17 protein-coding genes are annotated in these 15,128 nt (G+C 67.5%); 8 read left to right on the top strand and 9 right to left on the bottom strand.

Annotation, left to right across the window (positions count from 1 at the left end; genetic code table 11):
- The first annotated feature begins 51 nt into the window (after positions 1-51).
- Complete coding sequence (locus EV650_RS19230) at positions 52-633, top strand: dihydrofolate reductase family protein (protein ID WP_134120427.1); 582 nt, start codon at positions 52-54, stop codon at positions 631-633.
- Here EV650_RS19230 and EV650_RS19225 read toward each other — a convergent pair.
- Positions 618-929: a hypothetical protein gene (locus tag EV650_RS19225; RefSeq protein ID WP_134120426.1), complete on the bottom strand. Its 312-nt coding sequence runs from the start codon at positions 927-929 to the stop codon at positions 618-620. The two genes, EV650_RS19230 and EV650_RS19225, sit on opposite strands and share 16 nt — an antisense overlap.
- Positions 930-1,011: 82 nt before the next feature.
- Here EV650_RS19225 and cds1 point away from each other — a divergent pair, with 82 nt between their 5' ends.
- Entirely contained in the window at positions 1,012-2,121 is a 1,110-nt protein-coding gene (gene cds1 / locus EV650_RS19220) for an L-cysteine desulfhydrase Cds1 (protein ID WP_134120425.1), read from the top strand.
- A 45-nt stretch (positions 2,122-2,166) separates the two neighbouring features.
- Here the strand turns inward: cds1 and EV650_RS19215 are convergent, their stop codons facing one another.
- Positions 2,167-2,631 carry a MarR family winged helix-turn-helix transcriptional regulator gene (locus EV650_RS19215; RefSeq protein WP_238174321.1) on the bottom strand — a complete coding sequence of 155 codons (465 nt, stop codon included), beginning with the start codon at positions 2,629-2,631 and terminating at the stop codon, positions 2,167-2,169.
- Between the two features lie 78 nt (positions 2,632-2,709).
- On the opposite strand from EV650_RS19215, the gene EV650_RS19210 reads away from it, so the two are divergent.
- Entirely contained in the window at positions 2,710-3,900 is a 1,191-nt protein-coding gene (locus EV650_RS19210; RefSeq protein ID WP_134120424.1) for an FAD-dependent monooxygenase, read from the top strand.
- Here the strand turns inward: EV650_RS19210 and EV650_RS19205 are convergent.
- Complete coding sequence (locus EV650_RS19205; protein WP_134120423.1) at positions 3,883-4,755, bottom strand: 1,4-dihydroxy-2-naphthoate polyprenyltransferase; 873 nt, start codon at positions 4,753-4,755, stop codon at positions 3,883-3,885. The genes EV650_RS19210 and EV650_RS19205 overlap by 18 nt on opposite strands.
- 62 nt (positions 4,756-4,817) lie before the next feature.
- On the opposite strand from EV650_RS19205, the gene menE reads away from it, so the two are divergent.
- The 3 genes from menE to menD are packed head-to-tail and all read left to right on the top strand — an operon-like array spanning position 4,818 to position 8,466.
- The gene (gene menE / locus EV650_RS19200) at positions 4,818-5,912 is read left to right on the top strand and encodes an o-succinylbenzoate--CoA ligase (RefSeq protein WP_134120422.1); all 1,095 of its coding nucleotides are present in this window, start codon (positions 4,818-4,820) and stop codon (positions 5,910-5,912) included.
- On the top strand, positions 5,909-6,835 hold the full coding sequence (locus EV650_RS19195) for an o-succinylbenzoate synthase (protein ID WP_134120421.1): 927 nt from the start codon (positions 5,909-5,911) through the stop codon (positions 6,833-6,835). Before menE ends, EV650_RS19195 begins: the two co-directional genes overlap by 4 nt.
- On the top strand, positions 6,832-8,466 hold the full coding sequence (menD, locus tag EV650_RS19190) for a 2-succinyl-5-enolpyruvyl-6-hydroxy-3-cyclohexene-1-carboxylic-acid synthase (protein ID WP_134120420.1): 1,635 nt from the start codon (positions 6,832-6,834) through the stop codon (positions 8,464-8,466). The genes EV650_RS19195 and menD overlap by 4 nt, the downstream gene beginning before the upstream one ends.
- Here the strand turns inward: menD and mptB are convergent.
- The 4 genes from mptB to EV650_RS19170 form a co-directional block, all read right to left on the bottom strand.
- Positions 8,459-9,883: a polyprenol phosphomannose-dependent alpha 1,6 mannosyltransferase MptB gene (mptB, locus tag EV650_RS19185; protein WP_134120419.1), complete on the bottom strand. Its 1,425-nt coding sequence runs from the start codon at positions 9,881-9,883 to the stop codon at positions 8,459-8,461. The two genes, menD and mptB, sit on opposite strands and share 8 nt — an antisense overlap.
- A 40-nt stretch (positions 9,884-9,923) precedes the next feature.
- Positions 9,924-10,688 carry an ABC transporter permease gene (locus EV650_RS19180; protein ID WP_134120418.1) on the bottom strand — a complete coding sequence of 255 codons (765 nt, stop codon included), beginning with the start codon at positions 10,686-10,688 and terminating at the stop codon, positions 9,924-9,926.
- Entirely contained in the window at positions 10,685-11,677 is a 993-nt protein-coding gene (locus EV650_RS19175) for an ABC transporter ATP-binding protein (RefSeq protein ID WP_134120417.1), read from the bottom strand. The genes EV650_RS19180 and EV650_RS19175 overlap by 4 nt, the downstream gene beginning before the upstream one ends.
- Before the next feature lie 66 nt (positions 11,678-11,743).
- Positions 11,744-12,313, bottom strand: a complete 570-nt coding sequence (locus tag EV650_RS19170) for a TetR/AcrR family transcriptional regulator (protein WP_134120416.1) — start codon at positions 12,311-12,313, stop codon at positions 11,744-11,746.
- A gap of 124 nt (positions 12,314-12,437) precedes the next feature.
- On the opposite strand from EV650_RS19170, the gene EV650_RS19165 reads away from it, so the two are divergent.
- Positions 12,438-13,001: a hypothetical protein gene (locus tag EV650_RS19165; protein WP_134120415.1), complete on the top strand. Its 564-nt coding sequence runs from the start codon at positions 12,438-12,440 to the stop codon at positions 12,999-13,001.
- Between the two features lie 4 nt (positions 13,002-13,005).
- On the opposite strand, the gene EV650_RS19160 is transcribed toward EV650_RS19165, so the two are convergent.
- Positions 13,006-13,635 carry a PadR family transcriptional regulator gene (locus EV650_RS19160; RefSeq protein WP_134120414.1) on the bottom strand — a complete coding sequence of 210 codons (630 nt, stop codon included), beginning with the start codon at positions 13,633-13,635 and terminating at the stop codon, positions 13,006-13,008.
- 55 nt (positions 13,636-13,690) lie between these two features.
- Here EV650_RS19160 and EV650_RS19155 point away from each other — a divergent pair, with 55 nt between their 5' ends.
- Positions 13,691-14,515 carry a GNAT family N-acetyltransferase gene (locus tag EV650_RS19155; protein ID WP_134120413.1) on the top strand — a complete coding sequence of 275 codons (825 nt, stop codon included), beginning with the start codon at positions 13,691-13,693 and terminating at the stop codon, positions 14,513-14,515.
- Here the strand turns inward: EV650_RS19155 and EV650_RS19150 are convergent.
- Entirely contained in the window at positions 14,508-15,125 is a 618-nt protein-coding gene (locus tag EV650_RS19150) for an MBL fold metallo-hydrolase (protein ID WP_134120412.1), read from the bottom strand. The genes EV650_RS19155 and EV650_RS19150 overlap by 8 nt on opposite strands.
- Positions 15,126-15,128: the final 3 nt, after the last annotated feature.

The following is a 15,128-nucleotide window of genomic DNA, read 5'->3' as shown; positions in this document are numbered from 1 at the left end:
GGCAGCTCGAGACACGCCAGAATGGGGGCACCCCAAGCAGAGGAGAGCCCCGTGGGCAAGGTCGTCATGTACAGCTCGGTGTCGGTGGACGGCTTCGTCGCGGACGAGAACGATCAGCCCGGACCGCTGTTCGACTGGTTGACCAGCGGCGACGTCCCGTTGGACGACAGTGGCTTTGTGAAGGTGTCGCAGATCTCCTACGACTACACCCGGCCGTACTGGGACCAGATTGGGGTGACAGTCGCCGGCCGCCACGTCTTCGACATCACGGACGGCTGGGACGGGAAGCCTCCGGCCGGGGTCGACCACGTGGTCGTTGTGACGCACCGGCCGGAGCCCGAGGGCTGGGACCCCGAGGCGCCGTTTCACTTCGTCGACGGCGTCGAGGCAGCCATGGCCAAAGCGCAGGAGCTTGCCGGTGACCGCATAGTCGAAGTCGCCGCCGGTGACGTCGGTGGTCAGGTGCTTGCCGCAGGTCTGGTTGATGAGGTGCGCATGGACGTCGTACCCGTCGTATTCGGGTCCGGCAAGCGCTACTTCGGGTCGGTCGACGCGCAGCACCTGCTGGAGGATCCTGACGTGGTGATTCAGGGCAACCGGGTGCTTCACCTGCGCTATCAGGTGCGCCGCTGACCGATCCGAGGTTTGAGCGCTAAAGCCAGCAACAGGGTCGGGAGCCAGCCCAACGGAACCGACCACCAGCCGAGGCCCTTGCTTGCCGCGAACGCGGTGGTTGCGAGGCAGATCGCCGTACCGCCGAACCAGTACCAGGCTGCGTTCCAGCCCGGGTGGGTGCTGGCGCGACGGTGGCCGATCCAGGCGAGGGTGAGGGTCGCGGGCAGCGCGAACGCGGTGGCGCCGAGGGTCAGTACGGCGAGGATCAGGGCGACGTCGGCGGGGGAGAACTCGACCGCTCCGAGCGGGATCATGCCTCCGATCGTCCCGGTCCGGGGCGCTGGTTGCAGAGCGTAGGAATACTCAAATCCGGTTTGAGGTCCTAGCCTGGCCCGCATGAGTGAGGTATGTCGTGAGGTCGATCGCCGGGACGACAAGGCACGCGCTTGGGTGTCCGAGGCGATCCGGATCGTGGACGCCGACGCGAACCGGAGCGCGGACACGCACCTGCACGTGTTCCCGATGCCGCCTGGTACCGGTGTGGACCTGTACCTGAAGGACGAGTCCGTGCACCCGACCGGCTCGCTCAAGCACCGGCTGGCCCGGTCGCTGTTCCTGTACGCCCTGTGCAACGGCTGGATCCACGAGGGTACGACGGTCATCGAGGCGTCCAGTGGTTCCACCGCGGTCAGCGAGGCGTACTTCGCCCGCCTGCTCGGGCTGCCGTTCGTCGCGGTGATGCCGCGCTCGACCAGCCCCGAGAAGGTCGAGCTGATCGAGTTCTACGGCGGCCGCTGTCACTTCGTCGAACGCTCCGGCCAGATCTACGGCGAGGCCAAGCGGCTGGCCGAGGAGACCGGCGGTCACTACATGGACCAGTTCACGTACGCCGAGCGTGCGACCGACTGGCGCGGCAACAACAACATCGCCGAGTCGATCTTCGGCCAGCTCTCCCTGGAACAGCACCCGATCCCGACCTGGATCGTGGTCGGCGCCGGCACCGGCGGCACCTCGGCCACCATCGGCCGGTACGTCCGCTACCAGCGGTACGACACCTCGGTCGCGGTCGTCGACCCGGAGAACTCGGCCTTCTTCCCCGCCTTCGAAGCCGGCGACCACGACTTCTCCACCGGCCGCCCGTCCCGGATCGAGGGCATCGGCCGCCCGCGGGTCGAACCGTCCTTCGTGCTGGGTGTCGTCGACCGGATGATCTCGGTCCCCGACGCTGCGTCCATCGCCGCCATGCGCTTCTGCTCCCGGGTCACCGGCCGCCTCGTCGGAGGCTCCACCGGGACCAACCTGTGGGGCTCGCTGCGGCTGGCCGCCGAAATGCGCCGTACCGGCGTCCAGGGCAGCATCGTCACCCTGCTCTGCGACAGCGGCGAACGCTACGGCAACACGTACTACGACGACGCCTGGCTCCGCACCAGCGGCATCGACATCACCCGCCACACCACCACCCTCGAAACCTTCACCACCACCGGCAAGTGGACCGAACCGGAGTAGATGGGACTGGATCCGCCCACGCACGCTACGCGCGCTGCGGGACGCTCAGGAGTCGGTGAGGCGGGTGGTTAGGTCGTCTGTGAGTTTGGTGAGGAGCCGGTTGAGTTCGGTGCGGTCTTCGGGGGACCAGCCGGCGATCGCCTCGCGGAACCAGTCGGCGATTGTTGAGGTGTAGCGGGTTGCTGCCTCGGCGCCGGTGGCGGTGGGCTCGATCAGGCTGGCTCGGCGGTCGTTCGGGTCGGTGACTCGGCGGACCAGGCCGCGCTGTTCCAGTGCCTGTACCTGGCGGGTGACATGTGGCCCGACCACCTGCATGCGGTCGGCGATCTCGCCGACGCGGAGCGGGGCGCCTGCCATGGCCAGGGTCAGCAGGATCGTCATCGCAGGCCGGTCGAGCGCGAGGCCGGTCGCCTCCGTTGCCTGCTGTGCGAGCCGGCCGCGGTTCATCGCCGTACCCAGCTGAGCGAGCCGCGGGAGTAGCGCCAGCTCATCACCGGAGTCAGCGGTCACTTGATTACCTACCTTAGGTATGTTTATGATTCAGAAGTTAGATACCTAAGGTACATACTTCTGGAAGGGGTCGCCATCATGACCACTGTTCTGATCGCAGGTGCAAGTATCGCCGGACCTGCCCTCGCCTACTGGCTGGATCGATATGGGTTCGAGGTGACCGTGGTGGAGAAGTCCGCGGCGGTCCGCGGTGGTGGATACGCGATCGACATCCGGGGTACGGCGAGGGACGTCGTCGACCGGATGGGGTTGTTGCCGCAGCTCCGCAAGGCGCATGTCGACACGCAACGGATCTCATTCGTGGATGCCGACGGCGCGCTGATCGCCGCGATCCAGCCCGAGTCGATCACCGGCGGCACGGAGGGCCTTGACCTCGAGGTACGCCGTGGCGACCTGGCCGACGCGCTCTATTTGCCGATCCAGGACAAGGTCGAGTTCATCTTCGGCGACTCGATCGCGCAGCTCGACGACCGCGGAGACTCTGTCGACGTCGTCTTCGACAGCGGGATCCGGCGCACGTTCGACCTCGTCATCGGAGCCGACGGCCTGCACTCGAACGTTCGTCGCCTCGTCTTCGGTCCGGAGGAGGAGTTCCACTCCTATCAGGGGTACGCCTTCGCCGGCTTCACGCTCGCCAACGACTTCGGGCTCTCGCACGAAGGTGTCTCCTGGAACGTCGCGGGCCGAGCCGCTGTGCTGTACGCACACGAGCCGAGCGACCCGGTGCACGGATTCCTCACGTTCCGGGTGGACGAGCCGCCGTACGACGCCTTCCGCGATCCCGAGGCGCAACGGGAACTGGTCGCGGCCACGTTCCCGGATCCGGGATGGCAGGTGCCGCGGTTGGTCGCCGCGATGCGGGAGGCCGACGATCTGTTCTTCGACGTGGTCAGCCAGATCCACATGCCAACGTGGTCACGCGGCCGGGTCGGGCTGGTCGGCGATGCGGCGTACGCGACCTCGTTCATGTCCGGTCAGGGGTCGAGCGTTTCGCTGGTCGGCGCGTACGTGCTGGCCGGTGAATTAGCCACCCACGCCGATCACGCGGAGGCGTTCGCGGCGTACGAGGAGCGGATCCGTACGTTCGTCGAGGATAACCAAGCCCTGGTCGAGGTCGGCAAGCAGGTGGTTGCGCCCGGCACCCAAGAGGCGCTCGACGCGCGCAACACCGAGCTCCGTGCGGCGAGCATGACGGGCGACGAGGGTCGAGAGGCCAACAGCAGCTTGGTCCTGCCGGACTACCGGCCGGTGTCAGCCGCCAAGGGCTAGGCCGACGGCCAGGCCGATCGCGTAGAGCAGCTCGGTTTGGCCGGTCCCCTTGAGGACTGGGATCAACGCGGGGCCGACGGCGTCGCTCAGGACTACGCGGATCGACTTGATCGCGAGGGGGGCGGCGATGAAGGCCAGCAGGGTCCACGGGGTGGCGATCGCGGAGACCGCTGCGAGGACGAAGGCGAGGATCACCAGGGCTGCGTACAGCTGGCGTGAGCGCGGGGCGCCGAGGACGACGGCGAGGGTGCGTTTGCCGGTCACAGAGTCCGTCGGGATGTCGCGGAGGTTGTTGGCGACCAGGAGGGCGCAGGCGATCGATCCGACCGAGACGGCGCCGGCAACGGCGGGCCAGGTGATGGTTTCGGCTTGGGCGTACGTCGTACCCAGGACGGCGACCAGGCCGAAGAAGAGGAAGACGCTCACCTCGCCGAGGGCGCGGTAGCCGTACGGGCGCTTGCCGCCGGTGTAGAACCACGCGCCCAGGAGTGAGGCAGCCCCGGCGACCAGGAGCCACCAAGTCGTCGTGGCGGACAGGACGATGCCGAGTACGGCGCCGATGCCGAAGCAGGTGAACGCGGCGGTCTTCACTTGGGTGGGAGTGGCGACCTTGGAACCGACCAGCCGGAGTGGGCCGACGCGGTTCTCGTCGGTGCCGCGGATGCCGTCGCTGTAGTCGTTGGCGTAGTTGACACCAATTTGGAGGGCTAGTGCGACACCGAGGGCGAGCAGCGCCTTCCACCAGACAAAGCCGTCGAGGTACGCAGCCGCGCCGGTTCCGACGAGGACAGGCGCGATCGCGGCAGGCAGCGTGCGCGGGCGGGCGCCTTCGATCCACTGGGCAGGGGTGGCCATGACCGTCGATTGTGTCAGCCGGGAGTCAGCCTCACGGAGGCGGGCCGTACGCTCGGTGTGTCATGGCTAGGTTGCGACTGGTTCCGGGTACGCCGGACGGGGTGTTGGCGGCGCTCGCCGGTGTGCTGGACGGCAGCGGTACGCCGTTCGCGCCTGTGCCGGAGGACTCCGTCGGGGCCGCTCGAGTCAAGGAAGCCGCCGCACCGGACCAGCCGCTCGAGGACGGGTGCGCGGTGGTCCTGACCACCTCCGGGTCCTCGGGCGAGCCGAAGGGCGTGCTGTTGTCGCGGGAGGCCCTAATCGCCTCGGCGACCGCCACCCACGATCGCCTCGGCGGTCCGGGGCAGTGGCTGCTGCCGATGAAGCCGTACTTCGTGGGCGGTCTGCAGATCCTCACCCGGTCGTTGGTCGCTGGGACGACCCCGGTGATGCTGGGAGACAGCCTCACCGAGAGCGCGGCCGCGATGACCGGCGTACGGCGGTACACGGCGATGGTCCCGACTCAGTTGGCCCGCTACCTGGAGACGGATCTGGACGCGCTGCGGTCGTTCGACGCGATCATCATCGGCGGTGCTTCGACCTCGGAGCCGTTGAAGGTCCGGGCCGCGGAGGCCGGCGTCACCGCGATTCCGGCGTACGGGATGACCGAGACCGGGAGCGGGTGTGTGTACGCCGGGGTGCCGCTGGACGGTACGTCGATCGAGCTCGGCGACGACCAAAGGATCCTGATCAAGGGCAGCACGCTGTTCTCGGGGTATCGCCTGAACCCGGAGCTGACCGCTGAGGTGCTCAACGACGGGTGGTTCCGGACGCAGGACCGGGGCGAGCTCGTCGACGGCCGGCTGCGGGTGATCGGTCGCGTGGACGATGTGGTGATCTCTGGCGGAGTGAACGTCACGCTGACGACCGTGCAGGCTCGACTGCTCGAGCATCCGCAGGTGAAGGACGCCGTAGTGCTGGGGGTTCCCGACGCTGAGTGGGGGAGTCGGGTGGTCGCGTTCGTCGTTGGTAAGCCTGGGCTCGATGAGGTGCGGGACTGGGTTAGCGAGACGTTGCCGCGGACCTGGGCGCCGCGCGACGTGGTCCGGCTGGAGGCGTTGCCGATGCTTGCCTCGGGCAAGGTTGATCGGCAGCGGCTGCTGGAGGGAGTGCGGTGATCACGTACTCGATCGGTTTGAAGAACAAGTTTCGTGGCATCACCGTTCGCGAAGGCATGCTGTTCGAAGGGCCGGCGGGCTGGGCGGAGTGGAGTCCGTTCCTGGACTACGACGACGCCACCTGCGTCTCCTGGTTGCGGGCTGCGCGGGAGGCGGCCGAGGTCGGCTGGCCGGCGCCGGTGCGAGACCTGGTGCCGGTCAACTGCACAGTGCCCGCGGTCGGTCCGGAGAAGGCTGCGGAGATCGTCAGGGCGAGTGGCTGCAGTACGGCGAAGGTCAAGGTCGCTGAGCCGGGTCAAACCCTGGCGGACGACCTAGCGCGCGTGGAGGCAGTGCGGGACGCGATCGGCGCCGGCCGGGTGCGGATCGATGCCAACGGCGCCTGGTCCGTCGACGAGGCCGTGCGGAGTCTCAAGCAGTTGCAGCGTTTCGACCTGGAGTACGTCGAGCAGCCAACGGCGACCGTTCAAGAGCTGGCCGAGGTCAGACGGCGGACCGACGTACCAGTGGCAGCCGACGAGTCGATCCGGCGGGCCGAGGATCCACTGCTGGTGAAGAAGCTCGACGCCGCGGACATCGCCGTACTCAAGGTGCAGCCGATCGGCGGTGTTCGCGCCTGCCTTGGGATTGCGGAGCAGATCGGACTGCCGGTAGTGGTGTCGTCGGCGTTGGAGACCTCGGTGGGCATTGCCGCCGGCGTCGCGTTGGCGGCCGCGCTTCCTGACCTTCCGTACGCGTGTGGACTGGCGACGGTCTCGATGTTCACCAGCGAAGTAGTTGCCGAGCCACTAGTTGCAGTCGATGGCTTCCTGCCGGTCAAGCGTGTCGTGCCGGCCCCAGAGTTGCTGGAAGCGGCAAGAGCCGACGCGGAGCGGACCAAGGTGTGGGAAGAACGCCTGTCCCGAGTAAGGAGTGCCGGATGAACCCGTCCACGGCCTTTGCGACTGTGGTGGTCGACGAGCTGATCCGTTGCGGCGTACGCGAGGCCGTGGTGTCTCCCGGCTCCCGCAGCGCCCCGCTCGCGCTGGCGTTCGCGGCGGCCGACCGGGACGGCAGGCTGCGGCTGCATGTCCGGATCGACGAGCGTACGGCGGGATTCCTCGCCATCGGACTGATGCGTGGCAGCGGTCTGCCGGTGCCGGTGGTGACCACGTCCGGTACGGCGGTGGCCAATCTGCACCCGGCCGTACTCGAGGCGTCGCACAGCGGTCTGCCGTTGATCGTTCTGAGCGCCGACCGCCCGCCGATACTCAGGGGGAGTGGTGCGAACCAGACGACCGACCAGCTCAAGGTGTTCGGCTCTGCGGTCCGGCTGTTCCACGAGATGGGTACTCCGGTTCGTGAGATCGGTCAGGTGGCGTACTGGCGCTCGCAGGTCGCACGGGCGGTGGCCAACGCAGTAGGTGCCCGTTCTGCCGACCCGGGACCGGTGCAGCTCAACTGCCCGTTGTCGGAGCCGCTGGTCCCGACCGATGGGCCGGAGTGGCCTGAGGCGCTGGATGGACGCAGCACTGGGCCGTGGACCGCTGTGCATGCTGCAGCAGGGCGTCCGGCCGCTGTAGCTCCCGGACCGAAGACGGTGGTGGTCGCGGGCGATGGTGCGTCGCAGGCCGCGCGGTCGGCGGCAGAGGCGGGTCGGTGGCCGTTGTTCGCGGAGCCGTCCAGCCGGGCCCGGACCGGTCCGGCGGTCATCTCGGCGTACCGGTTGTTGCTGCAGGCAAGCGCTTTGGGGAGCGAGGTCGAGCGGGTGCTGGTGTTCGGCCACCCCACGCTGTCTCGGCCGATCTCGAAGCTGCTCGCCAGGCCGGACGTCGAGGTGATCGTGGTTTCGCCGACCGGTTCGTGGTCGGACCCGGCTCATCGCGCCGCGTCCGTCGTCACCGGCCTCGAGGTCACCGGCGCCGACACGACCGACTGGCTCGAGCGATGGCAGCACGCCGACCAGCTGGCCCGCCCGGAGATCGACAAGGTACTCGCGGACAGCCTGAACGGACCGCGGGTCGCAGCGCTTGTCGGCGAGGCAGTCGGTGCCGACGGGATGCTCGTCGTCGCCTCCTCGAACCCGATCCGCGACCTCGACCTCGCCCCGGTCGTCCCGATCCGCACGATCGCGAACCGCGGCCTGGCCGGTATCGACGGCACGATCTCGACGGCCGTCGGAGCCGCGCTGGCGAATGCGGGTCCGACGTACGCGCTGATTGGCGATCTCGCCTTCCTGCACGACAGCAACGGGCTGATCATCGGACCGGAGGAGGCCCGGCCGGACCTGCGGATCGTGGTTGTCAACGACAACGGCGGCGGGATCTTCTCGACGCTCGAACAAGGCGATCCGAGCCACGGCACGCATTTCGAGCGGGTCTTCGGTACGCCGCACAACGTCGAGCTCGGCGCACTGTGTGCCGCTACCAGTACGCCGTACCGGCTGGTCGAGACAGTCGATGAGTTGCGGGCTGCGCTGACTCCGACGGTCGCGGGGATCGATGTGGTCGAGGTCCGGATCTCCCGGGGTGATCACCGGCCGCTCGGCGAGGCAATGGTTGCAGCACTCAAGTAGTTGTAACTGGGACCTTCGGTGTCTTCCGCGCAGGATGCAGCGTGCGGAGGTCGTTGAGCAGCGGCAACACCATCGCGATGACCAGCGCGGTCGTCGTCAGAATCGGGATCGTCGCGCCGCGCAGTGACGAGTTGAGCGGAGCCGCGATCGTGAAGATCAGACTGATCGCGGTCATGATCGTCGTGAGCTTGCGACCGGGCCGGGCCACGGCCAGGAATGGCAGGCACCACAGGAAGTACCAGTCGTGCGCACTCGGGCCGAGCACGACCACTGCCAGCAGCGCGATACCGACCGCCCGCGCCGCGTAATGGATCGACGACCTAAGACTCAGCACCGCGATCAGACCAAGCGCAGCGATCATGCCGACCAGTCGGACGATCTGGAGCGCCTGCGCTGCCGCAGTGTCCTCACCCAGCCAGCCGAGTACGCCGGAAGCCGCCATACCTACCAAATTGGCCAGGGAGAACGGCGACCGAACCAGTCCAGGCACATCGAGCGCGCCGAACCACCCAGAGCCCACACCGGCCAACGCACCGATGGTGACGAGCGTCAGCACCGAAACAGCCCCAGCGATCGCCAGACTGGCGAACCGAAGCAGTCGTCCGGCCAGCGGACTCATCACTGCGGCGATAGCGATCACCACCAGCCCGCCTGGCAGCTTCACCGCTGCCGCGGCTCCTGCTACGACTGCCGCCGTACCCCAGTGTCCGGTCAGTGCGATTGCGAAGGCGCTGCAGGCCAGCCCCAGCATCAGTACGTCGTTGTGGGCCGCGCCGATGCCGTGGGTGATCAGCATCGGGTTCAGCACGACCAGCCAGGTAGCGAAGGCCGGGTCGACCCGACATGCGGTCGCCAGACGCGGTACGGCCCAGGCGATGAGCACTATGCCCAGTACGGCGAGGAGGCGGTGCGCCAGCATTAGCGTGTACGGGTTCATGGTGAGGTGGGCGACCAGACCGCCGTACGCGAGCGGCAGGGGTCCGTAGGGCGCCGGTGTCCGCATCCACATCGGGTCGACCGCTTCGATGATGTGGCCGGACAGTACGCCGGGACCCACGTCGTACGGGTTGTAGCCCTTGGCGACGAGTGCGCCCTGAGCCGCATAGCTCCAGGCGTCCCGGCTGAACAGCGGTGGCGTCAGCAGCAGCGGCACACTCCAGTACGCCGTCATTCGGAGCAGCGGGAGCCGTTCGCCGGCCATGACCCGGCGGCCCACGGTCAGCCAGGCCCAGGCCATCAGCCCGAGCCCGGCGACCATGAACGTCAACCCGACCATGCGACCGAGCAAGGAGTGCCGCAGGTCTCCGGTGACCGGTAGTGCAGCAACCCAGGAGGATGGCGGCACCACCGACGTCACCAGACTCGCCAGAGCGACTACGACAGAGCCGACAAGCCCACGAACCATCGGCGAGCGCATGGCCGGACCGTAACCCCGCCATGCAACTCACTGATGAACATCAAGCGGATTCCTTGCGGAACGTGCGTGCTCCGACAGCAAGTCCGACCACGGTCAGCAGCACCACCCAGAACAGTCCCCACAGCGACGACGAGCTGCCGATGTCGCCACGGAACAAGGCGCGGACGCCGTTCACGACATGCTTCAACGGGCTGATGTCGGACAGCCGCTGCAGCCAGGTCGGACCGATCTGCATCGGCAGCAGGATGCCGGACAGCAGCAGCAACGGCATCGCGATGCCGTTGAGCAGCGGAGCCAGTGCGTCCTCGCTCTTGGTGATCAGCGCGACGGAGTACGACAGCGAGGCGAACGTGGCGCCGAGCAGCGCGACGATCACCAGCGAGAGCAGTACGCCGCCCCACGGAGCACGCAGGCCGAGTGGGATCGCGGCGACCAGCAGGAGGATCGACTGGACCACGAGTACGACGACATCGCGCAGTACCCGGCCTGCCATCAAGGCGATCCGGGACGCCGGCGTGACCCGGTCGGCCTCGATCACGCCGGCGCGATACTCCGCGATCAGGCCGAAGCCGACGAACATCGCGCCGAACATGCCGAGCTGGACGATCAGGCCGGGAATGAACACCTGGTAAGGGTTCGTGGTGGTGCCCTGGCTGATCTGCGCGGTGATCGGCTTCAGCAGCGGGCCGAACAGGAACAGGTACATCAACGGCTGGCTGAGCATCAGGATCGACCACATCGGATTCCGCAGCGACAGCCGCATCGCCCGATGGAACACGATCCACGTTTCGCGGAGGACAGTCATGCGACGGCCTCTTCCTTCTTCTCAAGGGGAGCGGTGGGGTCTTCGTCCCGAAGGGAGCGGCCGGTCACGGTCAGGAACACGTCGTCGAGCGTCGGCCGGTGTACCTCGACCCCGTGCAACTCGATGCCCTGGGCATCGATCGAGCGGAGCAGGCCCGGAAGCACCGAACCGCCGCGCTGGATACGGAAACCGACCACGTCGTCGTCGGTCTCGACCTCGACCGCGCCGTTGAGTTCCTGGACGATCTTCATCACCGACGGCGCCTGAGTCCCGTCGGCCAGGCTCAGCCGGATCGCGTCCCCGGAGACCTGCTGCTTCAGGTTGTCGGGCGAACCGGAGGCCACGATCTTGCCGTGGTCGATCACCAGGATCCGGTCGCAGAGCGCGTCCGCCTCGTCGAGGTAGTGCGTGGTGAGGAAGATCGTCGCGCCGCGCTCGCGCAGGCCGCGGATGTGCTCCCAGAGGTTGGCCCGCGCCTGCGGGTCGAGGCCGGTGGTCGGCTCGTCCAGGAAGATCAGCTTCGGGTCGTGGATCAGGCCCATCACGATGTCGAGCCGTCGACGCTGACCGCCGGACAGCGTCTTGCACTGCCGCCGCCACAGGCCGGGCAGGTCGAGCTCGTCGAACAGTCGCTGACCGTCTGCGGCCGCCTTCGCCTTCGGTACGCCGTACAGCCGGGCGTGATCGACGACCTCGTCGCCGGCGACCGCCTCGGGCAACGTGGATCCGCTCTGCGGCACGTACCCGATACCGCGGCGTACGCCGACCGGGTCCTTGGCGAGATCACAACCGGCCACGGTCGCGGTCCCGCTGGTCGGCTTGATCAAGGTCGCCAGCATCCGCATCGTCGTGGTCTTACCGGCCCCGTTCGGGCCGAGAAAGCCGACGATCTCCCCGTCGGCCACATCGAGGTCTACCCCCTGCACGGCCTGCACCGGCCCGCGCTTGGTCTTGAAGGTGCGGACGAGTCCGCGTGCTTCGATCATCATGCGGACAAGTGTGAGTGATCAACTTTGACTAGTCAATGTTGATTAACGCCCATTTGATCCTCGCCGTCAGTCGGGCTGCCGGCGACTCCGGTAGGTGAGGAGTCCTTCGGTCCCGCGCAGGAACGTCTCGCAGATCGGCTTCGGGTCGGTCAGGCAGCCGGCCGTCATGGCGCCGTCCCGCAGCATGACGAAATGCCGGGCGGCGGGCTGCGGATCGGGCTTCCCCGTCTCGGTGAAGAGCTCGGTCATCGTGTCCAGGAACCACTGCCGATGCTTGAGGACCGCCTGGTGGACCGGGTGGGTCGGGTCGGGATATTCGGCGGCGGCGTTGAGGAACGCGCAGCCGCGGAACCCGGTGCTCTGGATGTCGTCGGCGATGAACCGACCGACAGCTCGAATGACGTCCTCGGGGGATGTGCTCTCGGTCCGCGCGGCGTCCACCCGCGTGCGGATCAGCTCGTCGGCCTGGGTCAGGTAGGTGACGACGAGGTCGTCCTTGCTCGGGAAATGCCTGTACAGCGTGGCTCTCGTCACGCCTGCAGTGGCGATGATGCGGTCGATGCCGACCGAATGAAGGCCCTCGGAGTAGAACAACCCGCTGGCCGTGGTGAGTAGTCGCGCTCGTGCTTCCGACATCCGTTTCTCCCGTTCCTGATCTGCCGAAACGGTAGCAGATAGAACGGTCGGTCTTGACATCCGTGCGGGCATCCGCCAAGGTCGAAGTAGACCGATCGTTCTATCTATCTGGAAGAGGAACTTGATGTCCACCTCCATCGACGTGGCCGAGACCGCCAGCAGCACCAAGGACCTGCGGAAGCTGTACTACGTCCGCTTCGGCTTCGCCGTCATCTGGGCCGTCTTGATCGCAGTCACTGCTTCGAAACTCAACGCGGCCAGCGTCACCCTGCTGGTGATCTATCCGCTGTTCGATGTCGCGGCGGCGGTCATCGACTTCCGTTCTTCGGGTACGACGCGACCGCGAGCGCCGCTGTACCTCAACATGGCGCTCAGCCTGCTCACCGCGATCGGACTGGCTGTTGCTGCCAGCTCCGGCATCCCGAGCGTTCTGCGGGTGTGGGGCGCCTGGGCGATCACCGCGGGCATCGTGCAGCTCGTCCTCGCGATCCGGCGCTACAGGCTCGGCGGCCAGTGGGCGATGATCCTCAGCGGCGGCATCTCCGTCCTCGCCGGCTCGAGCTTCATCCTGATGGCAGGCAAGCCGAACCCATCAGTCTCAACCATCGCCGGGTACGCCGTCCTGGGCGGCATCTTCTTCCTGATCTCCGCGATCCGCCTGTCGCGCCTCGCAGTCAAGGGGAACTGAGCGGTCAGTCGGTGGGTGGGTTGGGGATCTCGCCCCAGTGCGTGACCATGCCGGGGTACGGCTTCCAGTCCGCGGGTTCGCCGGCGAAGGCGTAGGCGCCCTCCTGGATGCGCTGGCGGAACCCGCGGGTCCACTCGAGTTCGCCGTTGTCCCGCGCGGAGGTGATCCGGAACATCTCGATCACATGGTTGGGGGTGCCGGGGTCCTCGAGGATCTGCCGCTCGGAGAACGGCTCGGCCTTCAGCCAGGTCTCGAGCTGGGTGATGCGGGCCTCCAGGGCGGTCAGGACCTCGTCGCGACGGAGCGACCACAGGAAGCTGAGGGCGGCCTGCATCTTGTCGGGGTGGAAGCCGTCGACGGTCCACAGCATGCCGCGGAGCAGCGAGAAGTACTCGGTCTCGCCGTCGGTGGTCAGCTTGTACGACATCCGGCCGGGCCGCTGGGCGCCGTCCTGCTCGATCTCCTGCAGGTAGCCGTGCTTGGCCAGCGTGCGGAGGCCGGTGTAGATCGAGCCGGGGTTGATGTTCGCCCAGCTCTGCACGTTCCACGTCATCAACTCACGCCGCAACTGGTACCCGTACGCCGGCTGGAAGATCCGCACGACGCCGAGCAGCAACAACCGCGTAGTCGACATGTTCGCAGTGTAAATCCGGGCGACCAACAATCGTCCCCAGGCGTACGCTCCCGGCATGGATGTCCGGGTGACGAGCGATCCGCAGGCGTTCGAGCAGACCGTGTTTCCTTTCCTGCAACAGGATCCGGTGCTGCACACGATCATCATGACCAACGTCCGCGACCGGGCGAACGGTTCGGCCGGAGCCGAGTCCGCGCCGTCGTACTACGTCTCCGTGCACGACCCGGACGTGGTCGGGGTCGCGATGCGGACGCCGGGCCGCGGTGTCTATCTCGGTGCGCTCCGCGAGGACCTCGCCGAGCCGATCGCCGATGCGTACGCCGACGTACTGCCGGCGCTCCCGGGAGTCGCGGGGGATCGGCCCGCCGCGGTCAGGTTCGGGGAGCGGTGGTGCGAGCGCCGCGGTGGCCGGGCGGTCGAGTCGAAGGGCACTCGCCTGCACGAGCTGATCGAGCTCACCCCGCTCGAGGCGGATCGCGGCACGCCACGCCTGATGAACGCCGACGAGGTCGACCTGGTCGCCGGCTGGGGGCACGAAGGCTTCCCCGAGGAGCTGCTGACCGGCCAGCGGAAGTGGGCCGCGCGTCAGTTGGAGCAGCAGAGCATGTGGATCTGGGACGTCGACGGCGAGCCCGTCAGCATGGTCGGCTGCCGCGTTCCGCTCTTCGGCGTCAGTCGGGTCGGTCCGGTCTACACGCCACCAGAGCACCGACGGCACGGGTACGCCGGTGCTCTGACCAGCCACGTGTCAGCAAAGATCCTTGCCGACGGCAACCAGGCCTGCCTCTATACCGACCTGACCAACCCCACGTCGAACAAGATCTACCACCAGGCGGGCTACCGCCCGGTGGCCGATTTCGTCGACGTCGACTTCAGTTGATCTCGGTGACGTCGCCCGGCGCGAGGCCGAGGTAAGGGCGCTCGTCGGAGTTGAGGAAGCGGGAGAACATGCTCTGGCCGATCGGGCTGAGCAGGGCGTCGTGGATGCCGATCAGCTGCTCGGACTTGATCGTGCGGGCGTACTCGACGGCCGGCGGGAGGGCGAACCACGGGCCGGAGATCGGCACCAGGTTGGTGTGTACGGCGCGGTCCGGCTGGGTGAACGAGTCGCCGGGGTGGTAGACGGCGTCGTCGATCAGGAAGCCGATGTTCTCGCAGGGCACGCCCCACTCGGGCAGGATCACCGCGTGGTCCTTGCCGTAGGCACTGACCGAGAAACCGGCCGCGTCGAACGACTGCCCGCCCTCGACCACGTGCACTCGGTCGCCGAGCGCGGTCAGCTGCGCCGCGACGCCGGCGTTCGTGTAAACAGGTACGTTGAGCGCCGCGACCCGGTCGACGTCGAGGTGGTCCTGGTGCTCGTGCGTGACCAGGATCGCGTCGGCCTTCTCGAACGCGGCGTCCTCACTGAACGATCCCGGGTCGACCAGCAGGACCTTCCCGTCCTTCTCCAGCCGGACACAGGCGTGCGCAAACTTCGTGAGCTTCAAGGT

Source organism: Kribbella kalugense (assembly GCF_004365875.1).
In the GTDB taxonomy this organism is placed as follows: Bacteria; Actinomycetota; Actinomycetes; order Propionibacteriales; family Kribbellaceae; genus Kribbella; species Kribbella kalugense.
The sequence above is the reverse complement of the archived record's forward strand: the minus strand, read 5'-3'. Positions and strand labels throughout refer to the sequence as shown.